Source organism: Nocardia sp. NPDC051833 (genome assembly GCF_040681225.1).
Classification (GTDB): domain Bacteria; phylum Actinomycetota; class Actinomycetes; order Mycobacteriales; family Mycobacteriaceae; genus Nocardia.
Genome location: NZ_JBFAYK010000001.1, coordinates 23,875 through 47,977, shown reverse-complemented (window position 1 = coordinate 47,977; position 24,103 = coordinate 23,875). Strand labels below are relative to the sequence as shown.

Sequence of the window (24,103 nt, the reverse complement as noted above, 5' to 3'; positions counted from 1 at the left end):
CCCGGCTCGGCGCACCGCCGTGGCACCCGGTCGGCGGTGTGGGTCTGTCGGACGCGCTCGCTAGGCTGGATGGGTGGCAGATCCCGCGACGTACCGGCCGGCGCCGGGCACAATTCCCGTCGAACCCGGTGTGTACAAGTTCCGGGACGCGCACGGGCGGGTCGTCTACGTCGGCAAGGCCAAGAGCCTGCGCAGCCGGTTGAACTCGTACTTCGCCGACGTGTACTCGCTGCACCCGCGGACCAGGCAGATGGTGACCACGGCCGCGAGCGTCGAGTGGACCGTGGTGTCCACCGAGGTCGAGGCGCTGCAGCTCGAATACAACTGGATCAAGGAATTCGATCCGCGGTTCAACGTCCGCTACCGCGACGACAAGACCTACCCGGTGCTGGCGGTGACGCTGAACGAGGAGTACCCGCGGCTGTTCGTCTATCGCGGCGCGCGCAAGAAGGGCGTCCGCTACTTCGGTCCCTACGCGCACGCCTGGGCGATCCGCGAGACCCTCGACCTGCTGCTGCGGGTGTTCCCCGCGCGCACCTGCTCCAACGGAGTCTTCAAGCGGCACAACCAGATCGGGCGGCCCTGCCTGCTCGGCTACATCGACAAGTGCTCGGCGCCGTGCGTCGGCCGGGTCACCGCGGACGAGCATCGCCAGATCGTCGACGACTTCTGCGACTTCCTCTCCGGCCGGACCGACAGGATGGTGCGCGCGCTGGAACGGCGCATGCACGAGGCCGCCGACGATCTCGACTTCGAGACCGCCGCCCGCCTGCGCGACGACGTCCAGGCACTGCGCCGGGCGCTGGAGAAGCAGGCGGTCGTGCTCGGCAGCGGCACCGACGCCGACGTGATCGCCTTCGCCACAGACGAACTCGAAGCCGCCGTCCAGATCTTCCACGTCCGCGACGGGCGGGTGCGCGGCCAGCGCGGCTGGGTGGTCGACAAGTCCGGTGACGCGCTCGACGTCGCCGAATCCGGTACCGAGCTCGCGGCGCTGGTCGAGCAGTTCCTCACCCAGTTCTACGGCGAGCAGGCCGCGATGGCCGAGCAGAACGCCGATCGGGACGTGGTGGTCGTCCCGCGCGAGGTGCTGGTCCCCGAGTTGCCCGCCGACGCCGCGGAGATCCAGGACTGGCTGAGCAGGCTGCGCGGCTCGGCGGTCTCGCTGCGCATCCCGCAGCGCGGCGACAAGAAGGCGCTGGCCGAGACGGTGCAGCGCAACGCGGGCGAGGCCCTGGCCCAGCACAAACTCAAGCGCGCCGGCGATCTGACCTCCAGATCCCAAGCCCTGCAGGACATCCAGGACTTCCTCGATCTGGACAGCGCGCCGCTGCGGATCGAGTGCGTCGACATCAGCCATGTCCAGGGCACCGATGTGGTCGCCTCGCTGGTGGTCTTCGAGGACGGCCTGGCCCGCAAGTCCGACTACCGGCACTACGCGATCAAGGAGGCGGCCGGTGACGGCCGTTCCGACGACGTCGGCAGCATCGCCGAGGTGACCCGCCGCCGGTTCGCCCGGCTCGCCAAGGACCGGCAGCAGGTCGTCGATGTCGAGCCCGACGAGGCCGACGAGCCGACCTCACGTCCCGGCGTCGACCCGACCACCGGCAAGCCGCGCCGCTTCGCCTATCCGCCCAACCTCTACGTCGTCGACGGCGGCGCGCCGCAGGTCGCCGCGGCCGCCGAGGTGCTCGACGAACTCGGCATCACCGATGTCGCGGTGATCGGCCTGGCCAAGCGGCTGGAAGAGGTGTGGGTGCCGGGCGAACCCGACCCGGTGATCCTGCCGCGCAACAGCGAAGCGCTCTACCTGCTGCAACGCGTGCGCGACGAGGCGCACCGCTTCGCGATCACCTTCCACCGCAGCAAGCGCTCGCGCCGGATGACGGCATCGGCGCTGGACTCGGTGAAGGGGCTGGGCGAGGCGAGGCGCACCGCGCTGGTCACCCACTTCGGCTCGGTGGCCAGGATCAAGGACGCGACTGTCGACGAGATCACATCGGTGCCCGGCATCGGCGTCTCCACGGCGAAAGCAGTGCTGGAAGCACTGAACAGCCCGTAGCGCGGGAGGGGCGGATCGCAGGACGCAACATTGCGAGTGCCGTACGTTGTGTGTCTGCGCCCGATACCCGAACCGGTGCGGGATGATCGAAAGGCACCCAGAAACGGATCCGGTAGGACATGACACGCGTCGAATCGAACAACAATGCGGGGGCGGTACCCGGACAGGCCGGGGCGGTCCCCGATCCACAGCAACCAGTAGAAGTGGTCATCGTGACCGGCTTGTCCGGCGCGGGCCGCGGCACCGCCGCGCGCGTATTGGAGGATCTCGGCTGGTACGTCACCGACAACCTGCCGCCCGAACTGATCGGGCGGATGATCGAGCTCGGCGCCGCGGCCGAACCACCGGTCCGGCGCCTGGCGCTGGTCATGGACGTGCGCAGCCGCTTCTTCACCGGTGACCTCTCCGGCGTCACCGAGCACCTGCGCTCGGCGGGCATCCGGACAAGAGTGCTGTTCCTCGAGGCCTCCGACGACGTGCTGATCCGGCGCTTCGGTTTCGCCCGCCGCAGGCACCCGCTGCAGAGCGACAGCCCCGACGGCACGCTCTCGGCCGGCCTGACCGCCGAGCGGGTCCGGCTCGCGGCGGTGAAGGCGGCCGCCGATGTCGTCATCGACACCACCGAGCTGTCGATCCACCAGCTGCACCGCAAACTGGAGGAGGTCTACGGCGCGGGCGCGCCCGCCGCGCTGCAACTGACCGTGCAGTCGTTCGGGTTCAAGTACGGTGTTCCACTCGACGCCGACATGGTGTTGGACGTTCGATTCCTGCCCAACCCGCACTGGATTCCCGAGCTGCGGGAACACACGGGGCAGGAATCGGTGGTCAGTGACTACGTGTTGTCGAGGCCCGGCGCGCAGGACTACCTGCAGACCTGCCACCATCTCGTCGACCTGACCACGACCGGATACCGGCAAGAGGGGAAGCGATACATGACGGTGGCAGTGGGGTGCACCGGCGGCAAACATCGCAGCGTCGCGATCGCCGAGGCGCTCGGTGAGCGCATCGGCGCCGATACCGGGCACGCGGCCGTGGACGTCGTCCGCGTCGTGCACCGGGATCTGGGGCGCGAATGAGTGGATGGGAAGCCGACCCAGCCGTCGTCGCGCTGGGCGGCGGACACGGGCTCTACGCGACCCTGACCGCGGTACGCAGGCTGACCAGGCGGATCACCGCGGTCGTGACGGTCGCCGACGACGGCGGGTCCTCGGGCCGGTTGCGCGGTGAGCTGGGCATGCTGCCTCCGGGTGACCTGCGGATGGCGCTGGCCGCGCTGTCGGAGGACGCCGACGGCGTGTGGACCACCACGGTGCAGCACCGCTTCGGTGGCACCGGGGCACTGGCCGGTCACTCGGTGGGCAATCTGATCCTGGCCGGCCTCACCGATGTCCTCGGTGATCCGGTGGCCGCGCTCGACGAGGTGGGCAGACTGCTGCGGATCACCGGCCGGGTGCTGCCGATGTCGCCGGTCCCGCTCGACATCGAGGCCGAAGTGTCGGGCCTGGAGTCGGATCCGCGGATCGGGCGCAGTGTGCGCGGTCAGGTTGCGGTGGCGACCACGCCGGGTAAGGTCCGGCGGGTGCGGCTGATTCCGTCCGATCCGCCTGCCAGCCCCGAGGCCACCTCGGCCATCGAGCACGCGGATGTCGTTGTGCTGGGCCCGGGTTCGTGGTTCACCAGCGTCATCCCGCATGTGCTGGTGCCGCAACTGCACGACGCGCTGGTGCACACCAGGGCGCGCAAGGTGCTCGTGTTGAACCTGGCCGCCGAGCCGGGGGAGACGGCCGGCTTTTCCGCCGAACGTCATCTGCATGTATTGTCCCAGCACGCACCGGATTTCGCGGTCGACGACGTGCTCGTCGACTCGGCGTCGGTGCCCGAGGGGCGGCAACGGGAACATGTGGCAAGAGCCGCCGAACAGTTGCGTGCACGGGTAACGTTCAGCGATGTCGCCGAGCCGGGAACGGATCGGCATCATCCCGGAAAACTTGCCGCCGCACTGGATCAGCTGATCCGGGCGCCGCGGCCGCAACTGGCAGGGCTTCGAGTCGAGGGACGGCACACGGGATCGGATGTGCGTTCCGGGTCGGTGGGAAAGGAGCGCGTCTCGTGGCGATGACAGCCGAGGTGAAGGACGAGCTGAGCAGGCTCGTGGTGTCGCAGGTCAGCTCGCGTAAGGCGGAATTGTCGGCCCTGCTGCGATTTGCGGGTGGTCTGCACATCGTCGGGGGCCGGGTGATCGTCGAGGCCGAGGTGGACATGGGTTCCATCGCGCGACGACTGCGCCGGGAGATCTTCGAGCTCTACGGGTACGGCTCCGACGTGCACGTGCTCGGTGCGGGTGGGTTGCGCAAGACCTCCCGCTACGTGGTGCGGGTGTCGAAGGAGGGCGAGGCGCTGGCCCGCCAGACCGGTTTGCTCGACGTGCGCGGACGCCCGGTCCGCGGCCTGCCCGCCCAGGTGGTCGGCGGCAGTATCGGCGATGCCGAAGCGGCCTGGCGCGGAGCGTTTCTCGCGCACGGTTCGCTGACCGAGCCGGGCCGGTCCTCGGCGCTCGAGGTGAGCTGCCCCGGGCCGGAGGCCGCGCTGGCGCTGGTCGGTGCGGCCCGGCGCCTCGGGATCACCGCCAAGGCCCGTGAGGTGCGTGGCACCGACCGGGTCGTGGTGCGCGACGGCGAGGCGATCGGTGCCCTGCTCACCCGGATGGGCGCGCAGGACACCCGGCTCACCTGGGAAGAGCGCCGCATGCGCCGCGAGGTGCGGGCCACCGCGAACCGGCTCGCCAATTTCGACGACGCCAACCTGCGGCGTTCGGCCAGGGCGGCCGTGGCCGCGGCCGCGCGCGTGGAGCGGGCGCTGGAGATCCTCGCCGACGACGTGCCCGACCATCTGGCCGCCGCGGGCAGGCTGCGGGTCCAGCACCGGCAGGCCTCGCTCGAGGAGCTGGGTCAGCTGGCCGAGCCGCCGATGACGAAAGACGCGGTGGCGGGCCGGATCCGGCGCCTGCTGTCGATGGCCGACCGGCGGGCCAAGGACCTGGGCATTCCCGACACCGAGTCGGCGGTGACGGCGGAGCTGCTCGACGACGCGTAGGGCGGCATTCGCCGCGCGCTGTGGCGAATCCGACGTTTAGGGCAGAGCGGTCATGCATGATCGCTCTGCCCTTTATTCTGTGGTTCCCGCAGGCAGGGGGCCGGGAACCTCACAAATCACAGGTGGCTGTCGTGAAGCAGGTGACGGCTACTACTGTGGTTCCCGTCGGAATGAATCCGCTTGAAAGCTGAGGAGCGATAACGTGACTGTCCGGGTAGGTATCAACGGCTTCGGTCGTATCGGACGTAACTTCTTCCGTGCGGTGGAGGCGCTGAAGGCTGTCGGCAAGACCGATATCGAGATCGTCGCGGTCAACGACCTCACCGACATCAACACCCTGGCGACCCTGCTGAAGTACGACTCGATCCTGGGTCGGCTGCCGCAGGAGGTCTCCGTCGACGGTGACGTCATCGTCGTGGGCGAGCAGCGCATCAAGGCGCTGGCGATCAAGGAAGGCCCGTCGGCGCTGCCGTGGGGCGACCTGGGCGTCGACATCGTCGTGGAGTCCACCGGCATCTTCACCGACGCCGCCAAGGCCAAGGGCCACCTGTCCGCGGGCGCCAAGAAGGTCATCATCTCCGCGCCGGCCTCCGGCGAGGACATCACCATCGTGATGGGCGTCAACGACGACAAGTACGACGGCAGCCAGAACATCATCTCCAACGCCTCGTGCACCACCAACTGCCTCGGCCCGATCGCCAAGGTCCTCAACGACGAGTTCGGCATCGTCCAGGGCCTGATGACCACCATCCACGCGTACACCCAGGACCAGAACCTGCAGGACGCGCCGCACAAGGACCTGCGTCGCGCCCGCGCCGCGGCCCTGAACATCGTGCCCACCGGCACCGGCGCCGCCAAGGCCATCGGCCTGGTGCTCCCCGAGCTGCAGGGCAAGCTGGACGGCTACGCGCTGCGCGTTCCGGTCCCGACGGGCTCGGTCACCGACCTCACCGCGACCCTCGCGAAGCCGGCCACCATCGACGAGATCAACGCCGCGATGAAGGCCGCCGCCGAGGGCCCGCTGCAGGGCATCCTCAAGTACAACGTGGACCCGATCGTGTCGAGCGACATCGTCACCGACCCGCACTCCTCGATCTACGACGCCCCGCTGACCAAGGTCATCGGCAACGAGGTCAAGGTCGTGTCCTGGTACGACAACGAGTGGGGCTACTCCAACCGCCTCGCCGACCTCATCGGCCTCGTCGGCAAGTCGCTCTGACCGCGATGACTGTTCAGACACTGCAGGATCTCCTGGCCGAGGGCGTCGAAGGCCGGGGCGTGCTCGTGCGCTCCGACCTGAACGTCCCCCTCGACGACAACGGTCAGATCACCGACCCGGGCCGCATCATCGCCTCGGTGCCGACCATCCAGGCGCTGGTCGAGGCCGGCGCCAAGGTGGTCGTGATGGCCCACCTGGGCCGTCCCAAGGGCGAGCCGGACGCCAAGTACTCGCTGGCACCGGTGGCCGTGAAGCTGGCCGAGCTGCTGGGCCGCAATGTCCAGCTGGCCGGTGACGTGGTGGGCTACGACGCCCTCTCGCGGTCCGAAGGCCTCACCGACGGCGACGTGCTGCTGCTGGAGAACGTGCGTTTCGACGCGCGCGAGACCAGCAAGGACGACGCCGAGCGGGCGAAGCTGGCGGCGGCCTACGTCGAGCTGGTCGGTGACGACGGCGCGTTCGTCTCCGACGGTTTCGGCGTGGTGCACCGCAAGCAGGCCTCGGTCTACGACGTCGCCCAGCAGCTGCCGCACTACGCGGGCACGCTGGTGGCGGCCGAGGTCGAGGTGCTCCAGAAGCTCACCCAGGACCCGGCCCGCCCGTACGCGGTGGTGCTCGGCGGCTCCAAGGTCTCCGACAAGCTCGCGGTCATCGAGGCGCTGGCCCCCAAGGTCGACACCCTGGTGATCGGCGGCGGCATGTGCTTCACCTTCCTTGCCGCACAGGGCCTTTCGGTGGGCACCTCGCTGCTGCAGGAAGAGATGATCGACACCTGCAAGGATCTGCTCGAGCGCTTCGGCGACGTGCTGCACCTGCCGGTCGACATCGTCGCGGCCGACAAGTTCGCCGCCGACGCCGACGCGAAGACGGTCGCCTCGACCGAAATCCCCGACGGCTGGATGGGCCTGGACATCGGCCCCGAGTCGGTGTCGCGGTTCGCCGCGCTGCTGACCGAGGCGAAGACGGTGTTCTGGAACGGCCCGATGGGCGTGTTCGAGTTCGAGAAGTTCGCCGCGGGCACCCGCGGGGTGGCCGAGGCCATCGTGACCGCGACCGGCAAGGGTGCGTTCACCGTGGTCGGCGGCGGCGACTCGGCGGCCGCCGTGCGCACGCTCGGCCTGCCCGACGACGGTTTCTCGCACATCTCCACCGGTGGTGGCGCGTCCCTGGAATACCTGGAAGGCAAAGAGCTGCCCGGTATTTCGGTGCTGGAGGGCTGAGCGATGGCACGGAAACCGCTCATCGCGGGCAACTGGAAGATGAACCTCAACCACCTCGAGGCCATCGCACTGGTGCAGAAGGTGGCCTTCGCGCTGCCGGAGAAGTACTTCGCCAAGGTCGACGTGTCGGTGATCCCGCCGTTCACCGACCTGCGCAGCGTGCAGTCGGTGGTCGAGGGCGACAAGCTCCTGCTCACCTATGGTGCGCAGGACGTGTCGGTGCACGATTCCGGTGCCTACACCGGCGAGGTCAGCGGGTCGATGCTGGCCAAGCTGGGCTGCACCTTCGCGGTGGTCGGGCACTCGGAGCGTCGTCAGTACCACAACGAGGACGACGCCACCGTGCTGGCCAAGGCCAAGCAGGCGCTGAAGAACGAGATCACCCCGATCGTCTGCATCGGTGAGGGTCTGGGCGTCCGCGAGGCGGGCACGCACGTCGAGTACAACCTCGAGCAGCTGCGTGGTTCGCTGAAGGGCCTGACGGCCGAGCAGATCTCGCAGGTCGTCATCGCCTACGAGCCGGTCTGGGCGATCGGCACGGGCAAGGTCGCCTCGGCGGCGGACGCGCAGGAAGTCTGTGGCGCGATCCGGGCCGAGCTGGCCGAGCTGGCCTCGCCGGAGGTCGCCGCGGGTGTCCGTGTGCTCTACGGCGGTTCGGTCAACGCCAAGAACGTCGGCGAGCTGGTCGGTCAGCCCGACATCGACGGCGCCCTGGTCGGCGGTGCTTCGCTCAAGGCGGACGAGTTCGCCACCCTGTCGGCGATCGCCGCGGGTGGACCGCTGCCCTGATCGGGTAGACAGCGACGAAGGGCCGGAAACCGCACTGGTTTCCGGCCCTTCGTCGTTCGGCGTTACTGCGCGTGCAGGACCAGGCCGCTGCCGTTGTCGTTGCGCAGGGTGAGGGTGTCGCCGTCGACGGTGGCCGTGGTGCGGCCGTCCAGGGCGGTCAGCACGCTGCTCTCGACCTCCATGACCTCCGGCGCGCACATCATCTTGGTGGTGGCGACGGCGAAGTTCACCGCGTCGCCGGGGCCGATGCCCGCCGTGCCGGTCATCCGGTTGCAGCCTGCCATCCCGCTGACGGTGCCGCCCTCGCCGATCGTCAGGTTCGGGCTCACCTCGTCGAGGGTGGTGGAGCGGACCTGCCCCTGCGGGGTCAGCAGCGTGGTGACCACCCAGGTGGTGCCGAGCAGCGGCTTGTCCGGGGTGACGATCTTCTTGTCGGTGAGGTGGACGGTGACCGTCTTGCCGGTCAGCGTCAGCTTGTCGCCGTCGAGGCGCCAGGTGGGGTCGGACTCCAGGAAGGTGTTCTGCCAGGCGTCCGCGCGGCCGCGGTCACCGGTGCACGCCATCAGGGTGCCCGCCAGCGGGGAGGTGTGCAGGATGTGGTTGCTCAGGTCGACGGTGCCGCTGCTGGTGTTGCAGCCCGAGTTCGCCGAGATGCGGCCGTCGGCGAAGGTGAGTGTCATCGGACCGCCGCCGGGGATGGTGTCGCCGTCGACCTCGGTGGAGATGTAGGTGTGGCCCATCGGGGTCGCCGCGTCGTCGGGTGCCTTCGGTTCGTCCGAGGAGGAACAGGCCGTGGCCGCGGCGGTGGCGAGCACACAGAGCGCGGCGAGACGGATCAGTGTTGCCGACATGTCGCCCATCGTACGGCTCGCGGTGCGGTGAATCCGTTGCCCGAGCGCACCGGGTCGCGCGCCGTTGCGGACCCGTTCCCGGCCGTTCGCCGGGGATATGCTCGGCGGGTGAGCAGCGTGACGGCGGGACCGGTGTCGACGTGGGCGCCGTTGCGGTCGCCGGTGTACCGGGCGCTGTGGATCGCGCAGCTGGTGTCGAATCTGGGCACCTGGATGCAGACGGTCGGCGCGCAGTGGATTCTGGTCGACGCGCCGAACGCCGCGGCGCTGGTGTCGTTCGTGCAGACCGCGCTGGCCCTGCCGGTGATGCTGCTGTCCATCCCGTCCGGGGTGCTCGCCGATCTGGTCGACCGGCGCAGGTTGCTGATCGGCGCGCAGACCGGGATGGCGCTGGCCTCGCTCACCCTCACCGTGTTCACCGCGACCGGGCACACGACCCCGTCGGTCCTGCTGACCCTGCTGTTCCTGCTCGGCTGCGGGCAGGCGCTCACGGCGCCCGCGTGGCAGGCGATCCAGCCCGAGCTGGTGCCGCGTGACCAGATCACCTCCGCGGCCGCGCTGGGCAGTATGAGCATCAATATCGGCCGCGCGGTGGGGCCCGCGGTCGCGGGTGTGATCGTCTCGATCGCCGGGCCGACGGTAGTCTTTGGGTTCAACACCCTGTCGTTCGTCGGGATCGTCGCGGTGCTGCTGGTGTCGAAGTGGCCGACCCGGCCGCGCACCCTGCCCAGCGAACGCCCGCTCGCGGCGCTCCAGGCGGGCACCCGGTTCATCCGCGCGGCGCCCGCGATCCGGCGGGTGCTGTTCCGCGCGATCCTGTTCATCGCGCCGGCGAGCGCGGTGTGGTCGCTGCTGCCGGTGATCGCGCACGACCGGCTCGGCCTGGCCTCCGACGGCTACGGCCTGCTGCTCGGCGCGCTCGGGCTGGGCGCGGTGTGCGGCGCACTCGGCCTGTCCCGGTTGCGGGTGCTGTTCACCCCGACCCAGCGACTCGCCTTGGCCGCGGCGCTGTTCGGGCTCGGCGCGGTGGCGACCGCACTGGTGCCGAATGTGCCGCTGGTGCTGATCCTGCTGGTCGGCGCCGGTCTCGCCTGGCTGCTGGCGATGTCGACCTTGAACTCGACGATGCAGCTGCTGCTGCCCGCGTGGGTGCGGGCGCGCGGGCTGTCGGTGTACATGCTGGTCTTCATGGGCGGGCAGGCCATCGGCTCGCTGCTGTGGGGTCTGGTCGCGGGCGCGTACGGCGCGGTGACGGCACTGCTGATCGCGGCGGTCCTGCTGGCTTGCTGCGCGGTGAGCACGGTGTGGTGGCCGATCCGGCACAACGTGGAGGACATCGACCTGTCCCCGGCGGCATTCTGGCCGGAACCGCAGCTCGTCGTCGAGCCCGACCCGGAGGACGGCCCGGTCCTGGTGATGCGCGGCTACGACGTACCGCCCGAGGACGAAGCGGTGTTCACCGAGTCGATGGCGCTGGTCGGACGGTCCCGGCAGCGGACCGGGGCGATGGAGTGGCGGCTCTACCGCGACGTCGGCACCGTCGACCGGTTCGTCGAGGCGTTCGTGGTGCGGTCGTGGGCCGAGCACATGCACCAGCACCAGGTCCGGTTGACCGCTCGCGATCAGGAGATCGAGCTGATGGTCGCGGGCTGGTCGGCCGGGGCGGAAACGGTGTCCCACCTGGTCGCGGTCGAGCCTGGTTAGACCTGCCGCCCGTCGACCCCATAGGATGGGCGCCATGTCGCTGTTCCTCGATATCCTCCTTGTGATCACCAGCGTCCTGTTGGTGCTGCTGGTGCTGCTGCACCGCGCCAAGGGTGGCGGCTTGTCCAGCCTGTTCGGCGGCGGCGTCCAGTCGAGCCTGTCCGGCTCCACCGTGGTCGAGAAGAACCTCGACCGCATCACCATCTTCGTCGGCCTCGTCTGGCTGATCGCGATCCTCGGCATCGGCCTGGAGATCAAGTTCGCCTGAGTTCGGCCGAACTCCCGTGCTCGACCCTGCCGCCACGCCTCGCGTGACGGCAGGGTTTCGTCTGTGCCGAGGTCGCTAGACCACCGACCACACGACCCGCTGCGCGGCCGCCTCGATGGCCTCCTCGCCGAGCAGCACCGTGTCGGCGGCCGGGCCGAGCGGCACGAAGCTGTCCGCACTGGTGACGCGGGCGAGCGTGCCCTGGAACCCCGCGTCGACGAGTGCCGCGAACACCGACTCCGACACCCCGCCGGCGCGGCGGGTCTCGTCGGCGACGAGCACCCGTCCGCTCGCCTCGGCGTGGTGCAGCAGGTCGGCGATCGGGAGCGGGTTGAGCCAGCGCAGGTCGACGACGCGGACCCGGATGTTCTGGGTGGCGAGCCGGTCGGCGGTGCGCAGGCTCATCGGCACCCCGTTGCCGAAGGTGACCAGGGTGAGGTCGGTGCCCTCGCCGTAGACGCGGGCGCGGCCGATCGGCACATGGTCGGAGGTCGGTGCGGCGAGCCAGGATTCGTCGCCCGGGTGCAGATCCCTGGTGTGGTACAGGGCGATCGGTTCCACGAACAGGCACACGCGGCCGTCGACCCTGGCGGCGGACACACACGTGCGCAGCATGGCCGCCGCGTCGTCGGCGCGGGCGGGCACGGCCAGCACGACCCCGGGGATGTCCCGCAGGGCCGCCAGGGAGTCGTCGTTGTGGAAGTGACCGCCGAAGCCCTTCTGATACGCGAGTCCGGCGATCCGCACCACCATCGGATTGCGGTACTGCCCGTTGGAGAAGAACGACAGCGTCGCCGCCTCGCCGCGGATCTGATCGGCGGCATTGTGCACGTAGGCCAGGTACTGGATCTCCGGAATCGGCACGAAGCCGGCGAGCGCGGTGCCCAGCGCGGTACCGAGGATGCTCTGTTCGTCGAGCAGGGTGTCGAAGACCCGGCGCGCGCCGAACCGCTTGCGCAGCCCCTTGGTGACGCCGTAGACCCCGCCCTTGCGGCCGACGTCCTCGCCGAAGACCAGCACGTCGCGGTCGCGGGCGAGCAGGTCGCCCAGGGTGTGGTTGATCGCCTGGGCCACGGTCATCGGGGGCTGGTCGGTGGTATCGACGTGGTCGCGCAGGACATCGGCGCGGACCGCGTCCGGGGTGGCGGGCGCGAGCGGGGCGGTGACGGCGCCCGCCGAGCTCAGCCGGGGTTCGCGCACCACCTTCTCCGCCGTGTCGCGCACCGCGCCACCGATCCGGTCGTAGCGGGCGAGCAGGTCGGCGGTGTCGGCGATCCCCGCAGACAGCAGGTAGCGGGCGGTGCCGAGCAGCGGATCGCGGGCCAGATCGGCGGCGATCTCGGCCGGGCCGCGATAGGCGCCCTCGACATCGGAGCCCGCGTGCCCACCGAGCCGCACCGTGCGCACGTGCAGGAAGACCGGCACCCGCCAGGTCCGGGCGAGATGCACCGCGTCGTCGGCGGCGCCGAGGACATCGGGCAGGTCGCAGCCGTCGGTGGCGAGGTAGGTCAGACCCGGCCGCGGCCCGTAGTCGCGTTCGATCCAGTCCGGCGGCGTCGGCACGCTGATGCCCAGCCCGTTGTCCTCGCAGACGAACACGATCGGCATCGGCACGCCCTGGTGTGAGGCGTGCACCGCGGCGTTGATCGCCCCCGCCGCGGTCGAGTGGTTGGCCGAGGCGTCACCGAAACTGCACACCACCACCGCGTCGGCGGGCCACGGGCACGGAACCCCCTGGCGGGCGGCCCGATCCAGGGCGAAGGCCAGGCCGACCGCGCGGGGCAGGTGCGAGGCGATAGTCGAGGTCTGCGGGATGATCGCGGCCTGCTTGCTGCCGAACACCTTGTGCCTGCCGCCGGAGATGGGATCGGCGGCCGCCGCGACGACGCCGAGCAGCACGTCCCGGATCGGGTCGAGGCCGGTCACCCGACGGCATCGCTGCACGAAGAAGGCCCCGGACCGGTAGTGCAGCAGAGCCGGATCGTCGACCCGCAGGGCCGCCGCCACCGCCGCGTTTCCCTCGTGCCCCGAGGAACCGATGCTGTAGTACCCCTGCCGGGCCGCGCCGAGCCGCCGGGCGGTCAGATCGAGATGCCTGCTGGTCACCTGGGATTCGAAGATCTCCAGCCCGACGGCCGCGTCGATCGCGGGTGGCCCGTCGGTGCGCGGCGGGGCCGTCAGTTCGGTGAGCGCCGTCCGGAAGGCCGCGTCGAGATCGACCGCCCCGCTCATGGCCGCGCTCCGTCGGCCGCACCCACTCCTCGCAGATCGCGCATCGTCACCACTCCTCGCTCGAGTCGAGTCGACGTCCGTTCGCCGGCCTTGCCAGGACTCCGATGCTAGGCGCTCCGGCCGCCGAACTCGGCCGTTCCGGCCCGGACACTCGGTGGATGTCGCGATCGGCCCCGCGACCGCGATGCCTGCCCGGTCGGCGCGCGTGCCTGGGAGGCGGGCGCTACTCGGCCGGTGGTGTCTGCTCGCGGGGGACGACCCACAGCGCCTCCGCGAGCGCGCAGAGGTCGCCGTCGCGGGTGGCGAGGGCGACCCCCACCGTGAATTTGCGGCCCTCGGCGCGGATCGGCCAGGCGTGGGCGATGTACTCCGCGCCGGCGGGGACCGGACGGAAGCGGGTGGCGGTGAGCGCCGCGGTGACCGCGCCGCGGGCCATCTTCTGGAACGTCCAGGCGGCGATGCCGCCGGGGCAGTCGAGGGCGGACCAGACGATCTCCGGTGGGAGTTCGCCGGTGTCGTCGGCCAGGCTCAGATCGGGGGTCCAGGCGGCGGCGACCATCGGCCGGTCCGGCACCGGCCAGGGGAACAGGCGCAGGCCGTGGCCGGGGGAGCACTCGACGCCGCAGCCGAAGCAGTCGGTGACCGGGCGGTGCGGGCTGGCCAGGGCGGCGTCGGCCGCCCGCTTGGCGGCGGACCAGGACGGGCCGGGCGGTGCGGTGATGCCGAGGTCGGCGGGCGCGGCGGTGGCGAGGACGGTACCGTTCGCGTCGGTCAGGGTCGCGTGGCCCGGTGCGCCCGCGGGCAGCGCGATCGGAGTCTCGATCGGGACCGCGCGGCGGAAATCGACGCGCACCGTGTCGGCGCCGGAGCGGCGCGCCAGCAGGCCTGCGACGTACCCGCCGAACGCCACCCGCGGATAGCCGTGCACATGGGCCGGAATCGTCACCGTCTCGGTCTGGATCATGCTGGTGGTCACCCTTTCGGCCGGTCGAACACCTCCGACGATATCGATGCGGCGCCGCAGGCCGACAGGGTGTCCACACGAAAGGGCCGGGTCCCGCCGGACCCGGCCCTTTCGATGACGCGATTACTCCTCGTCGAGGAGCAGGTCCGCGGCGGCGGCTTCGTCGACGACCCAGGTGGTCGATTCGATGCCGACCGCGCCCGCGGAGGGCACGTCGTCGGGGGCGGCCCCGTTGACGGCGGCGGTGACCGCGGCGGCCTTGCCGACGCCGCTGACCACCAGCATGACGTGGCGGGAACGGTGCACGGCGGGCAGTGTCAGCGACACCCGGGTGGGCGGCGGCTTCGGGCAGTCATGAACCGCGACAACGTAATCCGTGGTCTCCCGGATCGCCGGGGAATGCGGGAACAGCGAGTTGATGTGTCCCTCGGGCCCCATGCCGAGCACGGTCAGGTCGAACTCGCCGCGCTCGTCGAGCTCGGTGTGCACGATCTGCGCGTACGCGGCGGCCGCGGCCTCCGGGGAGCCGTAGGTGCCGTCCGACGGCGCGATCGGGAATACGTGCGCGGGGTTCAGCGGAACGAAATCGAGCAGCGCCTGCCTGGCTTGCAGCTCGTTGCGGTCCGGGTCGCCGTCGGGCACGAAACGCTCGTCGCCCCAGTAGACGTAGAGGGTCGACCAGTCGATGTCGCCCGGGTCGCGCCGGACCCGCTCCAGCAGCCGGATGCCGTCGCTGCCGCCGGTGAGCACCACCGAGGCGGTACCGCGCTCGGCCTGCGCGGCGACGATCACCTCGACGAAGCGTTCGGCCGCGGCATCGGCGAGACCGTCGGGATCGTCGTGGACTTCGACGGTGTTGGCGGGGAATTCGGCGCCGAGTTCGTCGTGCACGTCGATGTGCTCACTCATAGGTCACCTTCTCGATTCCGGCGAGTGCCTCGGCGTAGATCTCGTCGGCGTCGAGCCGGCGCAGTTCCTCGGCGAGGCAGTCGCGAGTTTCCCGGCGCGCCAGCGCGATGCGCTGGTCGGGCTCGCCGGTGCGGGTCAGCGTTGCGGTTCTTCCCAGTTGCGGCCTGCTGATGGCGATCGAATCCGTGCGGCGGTGCAGCTCGACCTTCAGCTCGCCCGTCCGGCGGACGACGGGACAGTTCAGCCGCGCGGCCAGCCAGCCCGCCAGCGTGTCCAGCGCGGGCTCACTGGCCAGGCCCGACACGGTCACCGAGGTGACCGGCTCGAACGGCGGCTCGTCCAGCGCGGCCGCCAGCAGTGCCCGCCAGTAGGTGATCCGGCTCCACGCGAGATCGGTGTCGCCCACCGCGTAGGAGTAGCGCCGCTTCTTGATCGCGGCCTGCGGATCGGGCGCGAAGGTGGCGTCGGTGATCCGGCGCTTGGCCAGCTTGCCCACGGAGTCCATGGACGGGAACTCCGGCGCGCCCCGCGGCCACCACGCCACCACGGGGGTGTCGGGCAGCAGGAACGGGGTGACGACGCTGCTCTCGTGATTCACCAGCGGACCCTGCAACCGCAGCACGATCACCTCGGCCGCACCGGCGTCGCCGCCGACCCGGATCTGGGCGTCGAGGCGGGTGTCGGCGTCGCGGTCACCGCGGGCCAGCACGATCACCCGGCAGGGGTGTTCGCGGCTGGCGTCGTTGGCGGCGTCGATCGCGTCCTCGGCCTCGGAGGAGTCCAGGGTGCAGACCACCAGGGTGAGCACCCGGCCCTGGGTGATGACGCCGTTGGTCTCGCGCAGCTGCACCATCTTCTTGGCCACGTCGACCGTGGTGGTGTCGGGCATGTCGACGATCACGGGCGCCGCCACTCCCGCCCGCTGCGCGCGAGCATCTCGTCGGCCGAGGCCGGACCCCAGGTGCCCGCCTCGTAGGGTTCGGGCTTGCCGTCGGCGGCCCAGTGCGCCAGCACCGGATCGAGGATGCGCCAGGACAATTCGACCTCCGCGTTCACCGGGAACAGCGAGGGCACGCCGAGCAGCACGTCCAGGATCAGCCGCTCGTAGGCCTCGGGCGAGGACTCGGTGAACGCCTCGCCGTAGCTGAAGTCCATGTTCACGTCGCGCACTTCCATGCCGGAGCCCGGCACCTTGGAACCGAACCGCAGGGTGATGCCCTCGTCCGGCTGCACCCGGATGACCAGCGCGTTCTGGCCGAGCTCCTCGGTCATCGTCTGATCGAAGGGCAGGTGCGGCGCGCGCTTGAAGATGACCGCGATCTCGGTGACCCGGCGGCCGAGGCGCTTGCCGGTGCGCAGGTAGAACGGGACACCGGCCCAGCGGCGGTTCTCCACGTGCGCGGTGATCGCGGCGTAGGTCTCGGTGCGCGACTGCGGGTCGAAGCCCTCTTCCTCGTGCAGGCCCACCACGTGCTCGCTGCCCTGCCAGCCCTCGGTGTACTGACCGCGCGCGGTCGTCTCGTCCAGCGGCTCGACGAGTTTGGTGGCCGAGAGCGCCTTGATCTTCTCGGTGGTCAGCTGCTGGGGCTCGAAGGAGGTCGGTTCCTCCATGGCGGTGAGCGCCAGCAGCTGCAGCAGATGGTTCTGGATGACGTCGCGGGCGGCGCCGATGCCGTCGTAGTACCCGGCGCGCCCGCCGAGGCCGATGTCCTCGGCCATGGTGATCTGCACGCTGTCGACGTAGTTGGCGTTCCAGATCGGCTCGAACAGCTCGTTGGCGAAGCGCAGCGCCAGGATGTTCTGCACCGTCTCCTTACCGAGATAGTGATCGATGCGGAAGACCTGTTCCTCCGGGAACACCCGGTTGACCAGCGCGTTGAGTTCCTTCGCGCTGGCCAGGTCGTGCCCGAAGGGCTTCTCGATCACCACCCGGCGCCACGGCAGGTAGCCGTCGGCGTCGGTACTCGTTGGCTGGGCGAGCTTGTGCTCGGAGAGCTGGTCGAGCACCACCGGGAACATGTTCGGCGGAATCGACAGGTAGAAGGCGTAGTTGCCGCCGGTGCCGCGGGTCGCGTCCAGGGTCCGCAGGGTGTCGGCGAGCGTCGCGAAGGCGGCGTCGTCGTCGAAACTGCCCTGGACGAACCGCACGCCCTCCGCCAGGTGGTCCCAGACCTCCTGGCGGAAGGGGGTGCGCGCGTGCTGTTTCACGGCGTCGAGGACGACGGCGGCGAAGTCCTCGTGGGCGTAGTCGCGCCGGGCGAAGCCGACCAGGGCGAACCCGGGCGGCAACAGGCCCTGGTTCGCGAGGTCGTAGATGGCCGGCATCAGCTTCTTGCGGGACAGATCTCCGGTGACACCGAAGATCACCATGCAGCAGGGTCCCGCGATGAAGGGAACCCGTTTATCTCGTTCGTCGCGCAGCGGGTTATGCCACAGCCCCGCCGCCCGATCGCTCGATGCTGTGCCGGCCATCGGGTCAGTTGCCCCCCGCCGCCGCGGAGTTCAGTTCGCCGGTGGTGGCTTCCAGCAGTTCGTTCCACGCCTGTTCGAACTTGTCGACGCCCTCGCGCTCGAGCAGCTCGAACACGTCGTCGAGGTCGATGCCGACCGCGCTCAGGTCGGCGAAGACCTGCGCAGCCTCGACACCCAGCCCGCTGAGCGTGTCGCCGCGCACCTCGCCGTGATCGGCGAAGGCCTGCAACGTCTTCTCCGGCAACGTGTTCACGGTGTTCGGGCCGACGAGCTCGGTGACGTAGAGGGTGTCCGGGTAGTCCGGGTTCTTCACGCCGGTCGAGGCCCACAGCGGCCGCTGGCGGTTGGCGCCCTGCGCGGCCAGGTGGTTGTAGGTGGAGGTGTGCGCGCCACCGTCGAACACGTCCTGGTACTCGGCGTAGGCGAGCCGGGCGTTCGCGACGCCGGCCTTGCCGCGCAGCGCGAGCGCCTCGGGGGTGCCGATCGCCTCCAGCCGCTTGTCGATCTCGGTGTCCACGCGGGAGACGAAGAACGAAGCGACGGAATGGATCTTGGCCAGGTCGTGGCCGCCGATCTTGGCGTTGCGCAGACCGTCGAGGTATGCGCCCATCACCGCGCGGTAGCGCGGCACCGAGAAGATCAGCGTCACGTTGACGCTGATGCCCTCGCCGATCACCGAGGTGATGGCGGGCAGGCCCGCCTCGGTGGCCGGGATCTTGATGAACAGGTTCTTGCGGTCGACGATCTTCCACAGCTCGATGGCCTGGGCGACGGTCTTGTCCGCGTCGAAGGCGAAGCGCGGGTCGACCTCGATCGACACCCGGCCGTCGACGCCGTTGCTGGCCTCGAACACCGGGGCGAGCACGTCGCAGGCGGCGCGCACGTCGTCGGTGGTCATGGTGCGGATCGCGGCGTCGGCGTCGGCGCCCTGGGCGGCGAGTTCCTTCAGCTGACCGTCGTACTCGTGGCCCTGGCTCAGCGCCGCCTGGAAGATGCTCGGATTCGTGGTGACGCCGACGATGCTCCTGGTCGCGATCAGGTCGGCAAGATTGCCGGACTCGATCCGCTCACGGGACAGGTCGTCGAGCCACACCGAGACGCCCGCGGCCGAGAGCGCGGCGAGATTCTCGTTCTGTGCCATTGGTTTTACCCCTTCACCTTGTCGGTCGAACGCAGCGCGGCGGCGACGACGGCATCGGCGGTGATACCGAACTCGGAGTACAGCTTCTTGAAGTTGGCCGAGGCGCCGAAGTGCTCGATCCCGACGACCTCACCCGCGTCACCGACGAACCGGTGCCACGGCATCGCGATACCGGCCTCGACGGCCACCCGGGCGCGCACCGAAGGCGGCAGCACCTCGTCGCGGTAGCCCTGCTCCTGCGCGTCGAACCATTCCACGCACGGCATCGAGACCACGCGGGTCGGGATGCCCTGCTCCTCCAGCGTAGTGCGCGCGGCGACGGCGAGCTGGAGCTCGGAACCGGTGCCGATCAGGATGACCTGCGGAGTGCCGGTGGAGGCCTCGGCCAGGATGTAGCCACCCTTCTTGACACCCTCGTAGCTGGTGCCCTCGAGCGTCGGGATGTCCTGGCGGGTCAGCGCCAGCGCGGACGGGCCGTCCTGGTGCGGGGCGTCGTAGGTGTGGAAATGCGAGGTGTGCTCGTCGGAGTCGCGCTCGAGGATGGTGCGCCAGGCGTGCACGGTCTCGTTGGCGTCGCCGGGGCGGACCACGTTGAGGCCGGGGATCGCGCGCAGCGCGGCCAGGTGCTCGATCGGCTGGTGGGTCGGGCCGTCCTCGCCGAGACCGATGGAGTCGTGGGTCCAGACGTAGATGGCGGGCACCCGCATCAGCGCGGCCAGGCGCACGGCCGGGCGCATGTAGTCGGAGAACACCAGGAAGGTGCCGCCGTACGGACGGGTCGGGCCGTGCAGCGCGATGCCGTTGAGGATCGAGCCCATCGCGTGCTCACGGATGCCGAAGTGCAGAGTGCGGCCGTAGGGCTGCGCCTTCCACATGCCGGTGGAGATCGACTCCGGGCCGAAGCTCGGCTGGTTGGGCATGGTGGTGTTGTTGGACTCGGCCAGGTCGGCCGAACCGCCCCACAGCTCCGGCAGCTCGTCGGCGACCGCGGCCAGGAACTTGCCCGACGCCTTGCGGGTGGCCATGCCCTTGGGATCGGTCTCGAAGGCGGGCAGCGCCTCGACCCAGCCCTTGGGCAGGGTGCGGGTCTGCAGGCGGTCGAACAGCGCCTTGTTCGACGGGTTGGCCTCGGCCCACGCGTCGAAACCCTGCTGCCACTTCGCCTTCGCCTCGGCACCGCGGCCGAGCGCCCCGCGGGTGTGCTCGATGACGGCCGGGTCGACGTCGAAGGACTTCTCCGGGTCGAAGCCCAGCGCCTTCTTCACCGCGGCGACCTCGTCGGCGCCCAGCGCCGCGCCGTGCACGCCGCCGGTGTTCATCTTGTTCGGCGCGGGGAAGCCGATGATGGTGCGCAGGATGATGATCGACGGCTTGGCGGTCTCGGCCTTGGCCGCCGCGATGGCCGCCTCGATCGCCACGACGTCCTCGCCGCCCTCGACGATCTGCACGTGCCAGCCGTAGGCCTCGTAGCGCTTGGCGACGTCCTCGGTGAAGGCGATGTCGGTGTCGTCCTCGATGGAGATCTCGTTGTCGTCGTAGATCACCACGAGGTTGCCCAGCTGCTGGGTGCCCGCGATCGAGGACGCCTCGGCGGTGACGCCCTCCTGCAGGTCGCCGTCGGAGGCGATGGTGTAGATGAAGTGGTCGAACGGGCTGGTGCCCGGCGCGGCCTCGGGATCGAACAGGCCGCGCTCGCGGCGGGCGGCCATCGCCATGCCGACCGCGGAGGCCAGACCCTGGCCCAGCGGGCCGGTGGTGATCTCGACGCCGTCGGTGTGCCGGAACTCGGGGTGGCCCGGGGTCAGCGAGCCCCACTGGCGCAGGTCCTCGAGGTCGGTCAGCTCCAGGCCGAAACCGGCCAGGTACAGCTGCACGTACAGGGTGAGGCTGGAATGCCCACAGGAGAGCACGAACCGGTCGCGGCCGACCCAGCGCGGCTCGGCCGGGTCGTGGCGCATGGTGCGCTGGAAGAGGGTGTAGGCGACCGGCGCGAGACTCATCGCGGTGCCGGGGTGCCCGTTGCCCGCCTTCTGCACGGCGTCGGCGGCGAGCACGCGGGCGGTATCGACGGCCTTGGTGTCGAGGTCCGTCCAGTCGCTGGGGTAGTTCCGCTGAGTGAGGGCGCGAATGTCGTCTGTGACTGACACGACCGTGGTTCTCCTGACCTAGGTTTCGTCGACGGCGATACATGGCAGCGGCGATGGGTGTCTGATGCGGATCGCACGCGGCCGGGGGTGCGTACCGATGTACATCCATACCCTAGTGGTGGTGCTCGGTGGGACCGGCGCGAACCCTGGTTGTGAGTCTAGTGCCGACCCGGGCGTCGTCTCCCGGTGTGGGCGGCATCGATCGGCGCGCCGGACGGTGGCGTGTCCGCGGTGCCGTTCACCTGCATGTCGATGCCGGTTCACCACCGCGTGCGGCCGGGCGAGGGCCGCGAGCGGCGCGGTGACCGCGCCCACGGTGGCAGGGGCCTGGCGCGGAGCGGCATCGGCGTGGGTCTACCATCGTCTGTAGTAGTGGCCGCGCCGCAGCCGCGCGCTGCTCGTTCCAATGCCGGATGCGAAGCACAGCGTGCGAGGAGAAACAGTGCGGATCGATCCCCAGCCGGGTAGTAGCGGTGCGCACAATTCCTCGACGGCGCTCGCCGATCGCCTCTCCGGCGACGGCCTGGTCTCCAAGGTACTGCGCAAGCCGCTCGCCTACATCGCGCTCACCAAGCCGCGCGTCATCGAACTGTTGCTGGTCGCCACCATCCCGACCATGCTGCTCGCCGATCGCGGCACCGTCGACATCCGGCTGATCCTGGTCACCCTGTTCGGTGGCTGGATGGGCGCGGCCAGCGCCAACACCCTCAACTGTGTCGCCGACGCCGACATCGACAAGGTGATGAAGCGGACCGCGCGGCGCCCGCTGGCCCGCGACGCCGTGCCGACCAGGCACGCGCTCGTCTTCGGTGTCGCCCTCGGCGCGATCTCGTTCGCGTGGCTGTGGTGGCAGGCCAACCTGCTCAGCGGCGTGCTGGTCGTCGCGACGATCCTGTTCTACGTCTTCGTCTACACCAAGGGCCTCAAGCGCCGGACCTCGCAGAACGTGGTCTGGGGCGGCGCCGCGGGCTGCATGCCAGCCCTGGTCGGCTGGTCCGCGGTCACCGGCACCATCGGCTGGCCCGCGATCGTGCTGTTCGCCGTCATCTTCTTCTGGACGCCGCCGCACACCTGGGCGCTGGCCATGCGCTACAAGGAGGACTACCGCGCGGCAGGCGTGCCGATGCTGCCGGTGGTCGCGACCGAGCAGGTCGTCACCAAGCAGATCGTCATCTACACCTGGCTGACCGTGCTGGCCACGCTCGCCCTGGTCCCGGCGACCGGTGTCATCTACACCGCGGTCGCGCTGGTCGCGGGCGCCTGGTTCCTGCTGATGGCCCACCAGCTCTACGCCGGGGTGCGGCGCGGTGAGTCGGTGAAGCCGCTGCGGCTGTTCCTGCAGTCGAACAACTACCTGGCCGTGGTGTTCTGCGGGCTGGCCGTGGACTCGGTGCTCGGCTGGAACACGGTGGGCTCCTTCATCGGGCTGTAGATCCCGCGCACGAACGGCGGCCGGGCAGACACTGCCCGGCCGCCGTTGTGTCCGGCATCGGTTCCGTTCACCAGCGGCGGGCCAGATGGCCGTCCGGGCGGATCAGGATCTGGGTGCCGGGGGTGGCCGCGTAGGCGGTGAAGGCGTGTCCGTCGGTGTCGACCAGGGTGGTGGCCGCGGGGTGGTGCGGGTCGTCGGCGCGGCGGATCTCGACCGTGTGGATCGCGGGATCGCCGACGGACGCGTCCTTCGCGGAGCGTCCGGACAGCGGGCGATCGGTGTCGGGTGTCGGCGACGGCGTCGGCGCGAAACGCAGCAGGGTGGCGTGCGGGCCGCGGAAGAGGTCGAAGAGCCGGACACGACGACCGGCGGCATCCACGAGCGGGGCGTCCGGCGCGCGGTCGCCCGCGACGAGCGGACCTTGCTCGGCGGGGGAGCGGTAGGAGATGCCGAGCTGGCGGGTCTCGGGGCCGCGGCGCATCGCGTCCTCGTCGCCGTCGACGAGCTTGTCGAGGAGCGCGGTGCTCAGGCCGAGGACCTGGGCGGCGACGGTGCGGCGTTCCGGTTCGTAGGTGTCGAGCGGGGCCGGGTCGCCCGCGAGGGCCGCGGCCAGCTTCCAGCCGAGGTTGTAGGCGTCCTGGACGCCGGTATTGAGGCCCTGGCCGCCGGTCGGCGGGTGGACGTGGGCGGCGTCGCCCGCGAGCAGCACCCGACCGTCGCGGAATCGCGCGGCGAGGCGAATGTTGGGGCGCCACACCGTGACCCAGGACAGGTCCGTCAGCTCGAGCTCCAGCGCGGGCGCGTGCCGGTCGGCGAGTTCCTGGAGGGTGGCCAGGTCGGCGGCCTGGTCCTGCGCGAGCGGGGCGGCGAACTGGAAGCGGCGCCCGCCGGGCAGCGGTGACAGGGCGAATCCGGTCATCGGCTGGTCGGCCGCCGCGGCGAACCAGTAGCCGAACTCGTGGTCGAGGGCGTCGACGCGGACATCGCCGAGCAGCATCCTGATCGAATCGTCGGTGCTGCCCTCGAACGCGATACCCAGGCGCTTGCGGACCGTGCTCGCCCCGCCGTCGGCACCAACCAGATAGCGCGTGCGCACCGTCTCCCGGTGGCCGTCGCGTTCCAGGATCACCGTCACGCCGGTGGCGTCCTGCGTGAATTCGACCAGCGCCGTACCGAATTCGACCTGTCCGCCCAGCTCGGCCAGCCGGTCCCGCAGGATCGCCTCGGTGTCGGACTGGCCGAGCACCCACGCGTTCGGGTACGGCACATCGGGGGTCGGCGCGACCGGCTCGGCCATCCGCCGCTCACCGGCGAACTCGCCCCCGAAATAGGCGCGCATGACCGGGAGGTCGCGCCCGGCGGCCAGCACCGCGTCGAGGACGCCGAGATCGTCGAACACCTCGAGCGTGCGCGGCTGGATGCCGTCACCGCGCGAGCCCTGGAAGGCCGACGCCGCCCGGTCGACGACCCGGACGGCGACGCCGCGCCGCGCGAGATCGATGGCGAGGGTGAGCCCGGTCGGGCCCGCACCGGCGACGAGTACCTGGTCTGTCATGAGAACTGCCTCCTGCAACAAGAACTGAATCCATATTCAGTGAAT

General features: G+C 70.3%; 19 protein-coding genes. 10 read left to right on the top strand and 9 right to left on the bottom strand.

The features are described 5' to 3' along the window. The first annotated feature begins 73 nt into the window (after positions 1-73). The 7 genes from uvrC (at position 74) to tpiA (ending at position 8,383) form a co-directional block, all read left to right on the top strand. Positions 74-2,062 carry an excinuclease ABC subunit UvrC gene (gene uvrC, locus AB0L91_RS00230; RefSeq protein WP_365006722.1) on the top strand — a complete coding sequence of 663 codons (1,989 nt, stop codon included), beginning with the start codon at positions 74-76 and terminating at the stop codon, positions 2,060-2,062. Between the two features lie 119 nt (positions 2,063-2,181). Beyond that, a complete protein-coding gene (gene rapZ / locus AB0L91_RS00225; protein ID WP_357345141.1) occupies positions 2,182-3,138 on the top strand; it encodes an RNase adapter RapZ in 957 nt (318 codons plus the stop codon). Then, positions 3,135-4,181 carry a uridine diphosphate-N-acetylglucosamine-binding protein YvcK gene (gene yvcK / locus AB0L91_RS00220; protein WP_357345143.1) on the top strand — a complete coding sequence of 349 codons (1,047 nt, stop codon included), beginning with the start codon at positions 3,135-3,137 and terminating at the stop codon, positions 4,179-4,181. The genes rapZ and yvcK overlap by 4 nt, the downstream gene beginning before the upstream one ends. Next, positions 4,172-5,155 (top strand): DNA-binding protein WhiA, encoded by a 984-nt coding sequence (whiA, locus tag AB0L91_RS00215; RefSeq protein ID WP_019047780.1) that lies wholly within the window; start codon positions 4,172-4,174, stop codon positions 5,153-5,155. Before yvcK ends, whiA begins: the two co-directional genes overlap by 10 nt. A 202-nt stretch (positions 5,156-5,357) precedes the next feature. After that, the gene (gene gap / locus AB0L91_RS00210) at positions 5,358-6,374 is read left to right on the top strand and encodes a type I glyceraldehyde-3-phosphate dehydrogenase (protein WP_355281305.1); all 1,017 of its coding nucleotides are present in this window, start codon (positions 5,358-5,360) and stop codon (positions 6,372-6,374) included. A 5-nt stretch (positions 6,375-6,379) separates the two neighbouring features. Further along, positions 6,380-7,594, top strand: a complete 1,215-nt coding sequence (locus tag AB0L91_RS00205; protein ID WP_357345146.1) for a phosphoglycerate kinase — start codon at positions 6,380-6,382, stop codon at positions 7,592-7,594. Between the two features lie 3 nt (positions 7,595-7,597). Next, a complete protein-coding gene (gene tpiA / locus AB0L91_RS00200; RefSeq protein ID WP_357345148.1) occupies positions 7,598-8,383 on the top strand; it encodes a triose-phosphate isomerase in 786 nt (261 codons plus the stop codon). A 62-nt stretch (positions 8,384-8,445) separates the two neighbouring features. Here tpiA and AB0L91_RS00195 read toward each other — a convergent pair whose 3' ends face one another. After that, a complete protein-coding gene (locus AB0L91_RS00195) occupies positions 8,446-9,234 on the bottom strand; it encodes an META domain-containing protein (RefSeq protein ID WP_357345150.1) in 789 nt (262 codons plus the stop codon). A 108-nt stretch (positions 9,235-9,342) separates the two neighbouring features. On the opposite strand from AB0L91_RS00195, the gene AB0L91_RS00190 reads away from it, so the two are divergent. Together AB0L91_RS00190 and secG are read left to right on the top strand one after the other, a co-directional pair. Then, positions 9,343-10,938, top strand: coding sequence for an MFS transporter (locus AB0L91_RS00190; protein WP_365006721.1), 1,596 nt, complete (start codon positions 9,343-9,345; stop codon positions 10,936-10,938). A gap of 34 nt (positions 10,939-10,972) precedes the next feature. After that, positions 10,973-11,206, top strand: coding sequence for a preprotein translocase subunit SecG (gene secG, locus AB0L91_RS00185; RefSeq protein ID WP_218718250.1), 234 nt, complete (start codon positions 10,973-10,975; stop codon positions 11,204-11,206). A gap of 75 nt (positions 11,207-11,281) precedes the next feature. On the opposite strand, the gene AB0L91_RS00180 is transcribed toward secG, so the two are convergent. The 7 genes from AB0L91_RS00180 to tkt all read right to left on the bottom strand — a co-directional run bounded on the left by AB0L91_RS00180 (position 11,282) and on the right by tkt (position 21,071). Further along, a complete protein-coding gene (locus tag AB0L91_RS00180) occupies positions 11,282-13,438 on the bottom strand; it encodes a thiamine pyrophosphate-dependent enzyme (protein ID WP_357345155.1) in 2,157 nt (718 codons plus the stop codon). Between the two features lie 223 nt (positions 13,439-13,661). Further along, the gene (locus AB0L91_RS00175) at positions 13,662-14,402 is read right to left on the bottom strand and encodes a PaaI family thioesterase (protein WP_365006718.1); all 741 of its coding nucleotides are present in this window, start codon (positions 14,400-14,402) and stop codon (positions 13,662-13,664) included. Between the two features lie 123 nt (positions 14,403-14,525). Then, positions 14,526-15,311 carry a 6-phosphogluconolactonase gene (gene pgl, locus AB0L91_RS00170; RefSeq protein WP_365006716.1) on the bottom strand — a complete coding sequence of 262 codons (786 nt, stop codon included), beginning with the start codon at positions 15,309-15,311 and terminating at the stop codon, positions 14,526-14,528. After that, entirely contained in the window at positions 15,304-16,212 is a 909-nt protein-coding gene (gene opcA / locus AB0L91_RS00165) for a glucose-6-phosphate dehydrogenase assembly protein OpcA (RefSeq protein WP_355281291.1), read from the bottom strand. Before opcA ends, pgl begins: the two co-directional genes overlap by 8 nt. Next, positions 16,209-17,783: a glucose-6-phosphate dehydrogenase gene (gene zwf / locus AB0L91_RS00160; RefSeq protein ID WP_357345160.1), complete on the bottom strand. Its 1,575-nt coding sequence runs from the start codon at positions 17,781-17,783 to the stop codon at positions 16,209-16,211. The genes opcA and zwf overlap by 4 nt, the downstream gene beginning before the upstream one ends. A 4-nt stretch (positions 17,784-17,787) precedes the next feature. Beyond that, positions 17,788-18,924 carry a transaldolase gene (gene tal, locus AB0L91_RS00155; RefSeq protein ID WP_365006713.1) on the bottom strand — a complete coding sequence of 379 codons (1,137 nt, stop codon included), beginning with the start codon at positions 18,922-18,924 and terminating at the stop codon, positions 17,788-17,790. Positions 18,925-18,929: 5 nt separating this feature from the next. Further along, positions 18,930-21,071, bottom strand: coding sequence for a transketolase (gene tkt, locus AB0L91_RS00150; RefSeq protein ID WP_365006711.1), 2,142 nt, complete (start codon positions 21,069-21,071; stop codon positions 18,930-18,932). 523 nt (positions 21,072-21,594) lie between these two features. Here tkt and AB0L91_RS00145 point away from each other — a divergent pair. Continuing rightward, the gene (locus AB0L91_RS00145) at positions 21,595-22,503 is read left to right on the top strand and encodes a heme o synthase (RefSeq protein ID WP_355281516.1); all 909 of its coding nucleotides are present in this window, start codon (positions 21,595-21,597) and stop codon (positions 22,501-22,503) included. 67 nt (positions 22,504-22,570) lie between these two features. Here the strand turns inward: AB0L91_RS00145 and AB0L91_RS00140 are convergent, their stop codons facing one another. Beyond that, a complete protein-coding gene (locus tag AB0L91_RS00140) occupies positions 22,571-24,058 on the bottom strand; it encodes an FAD-dependent monooxygenase (protein ID WP_365006709.1) in 1,488 nt (495 codons plus the stop codon). Positions 24,059-24,103: the final 45 nt, after the last annotated feature.

Excerpts from the sequence above, each read along its gene's own strand:
- rapZ (WP_357345141.1), top strand. The coding sequence starts at position 2,182 with ATGACACGCGTCGAATCGAACAACAATGCGGGGGCGGTACCCGGACAG.
- yvcK (WP_357345143.1), top strand. The coding sequence starts at position 3,135 with ATGAGTGGATGGGAAGCCGACCCAGCCGTCGTCGCGCTGGGCGGCGGA.
- AB0L91_RS00205 (WP_357345146.1), top strand. The coding sequence starts at position 6,380 with ATGACTGTTCAGACACTGCAGGATCTCCTGGCCGAGGGCGTCGAAGGC.
- tpiA (WP_357345148.1), top strand. The coding sequence starts at position 7,598 with ATGGCACGGAAACCGCTCATCGCGGGCAACTGGAAGATGAACCTCAAC.
- AB0L91_RS00195 (WP_357345150.1), bottom strand. The coding sequence starts at position 9,234 with ATGTCGGCAACACTGATCCGTCTCGCCGCGCTCTGTGTGCTCGCCACC.
- secG (WP_218718250.1), top strand. The coding sequence starts at position 10,973 with ATGTCGCTGTTCCTCGATATCCTCCTTGTGATCACCAGCGTCCTGTTG.
- AB0L91_RS00180 (WP_357345155.1), bottom strand. The coding sequence starts at position 13,438 with ATGAGCGGGGCGGTCGATCTCGACGCGGCCTTCCGGACGGCGCTCACC.
- AB0L91_RS00175 (WP_365006718.1), bottom strand. The coding sequence starts at position 14,402 with ATGATCCAGACCGAGACGGTGACGATTCCGGCCCATGTGCACGGCTAT.
- pgl (WP_365006716.1), bottom strand. The coding sequence starts at position 15,311 with ATGAGTGAGCACATCGACGTGCACGACGAACTCGGCGCCGAATTCCCC.
- zwf (WP_357345160.1), bottom strand. The coding sequence starts at position 17,783 with ATGGCCGGCACAGCATCGAGCGATCGGGCGGCGGGGCTGTGGCATAAC.
- tal (WP_365006713.1), bottom strand. The coding sequence starts at position 18,924 with ATGGCACAGAACGAGAATCTCGCCGCGCTCTCGGCCGCGGGCGTCTCG.
- AB0L91_RS00140 (WP_365006709.1), bottom strand. The coding sequence starts at position 24,058 with ATGACAGACCAGGTACTCGTCGCCGGTGCGGGCCCGACCGGGCTCACC.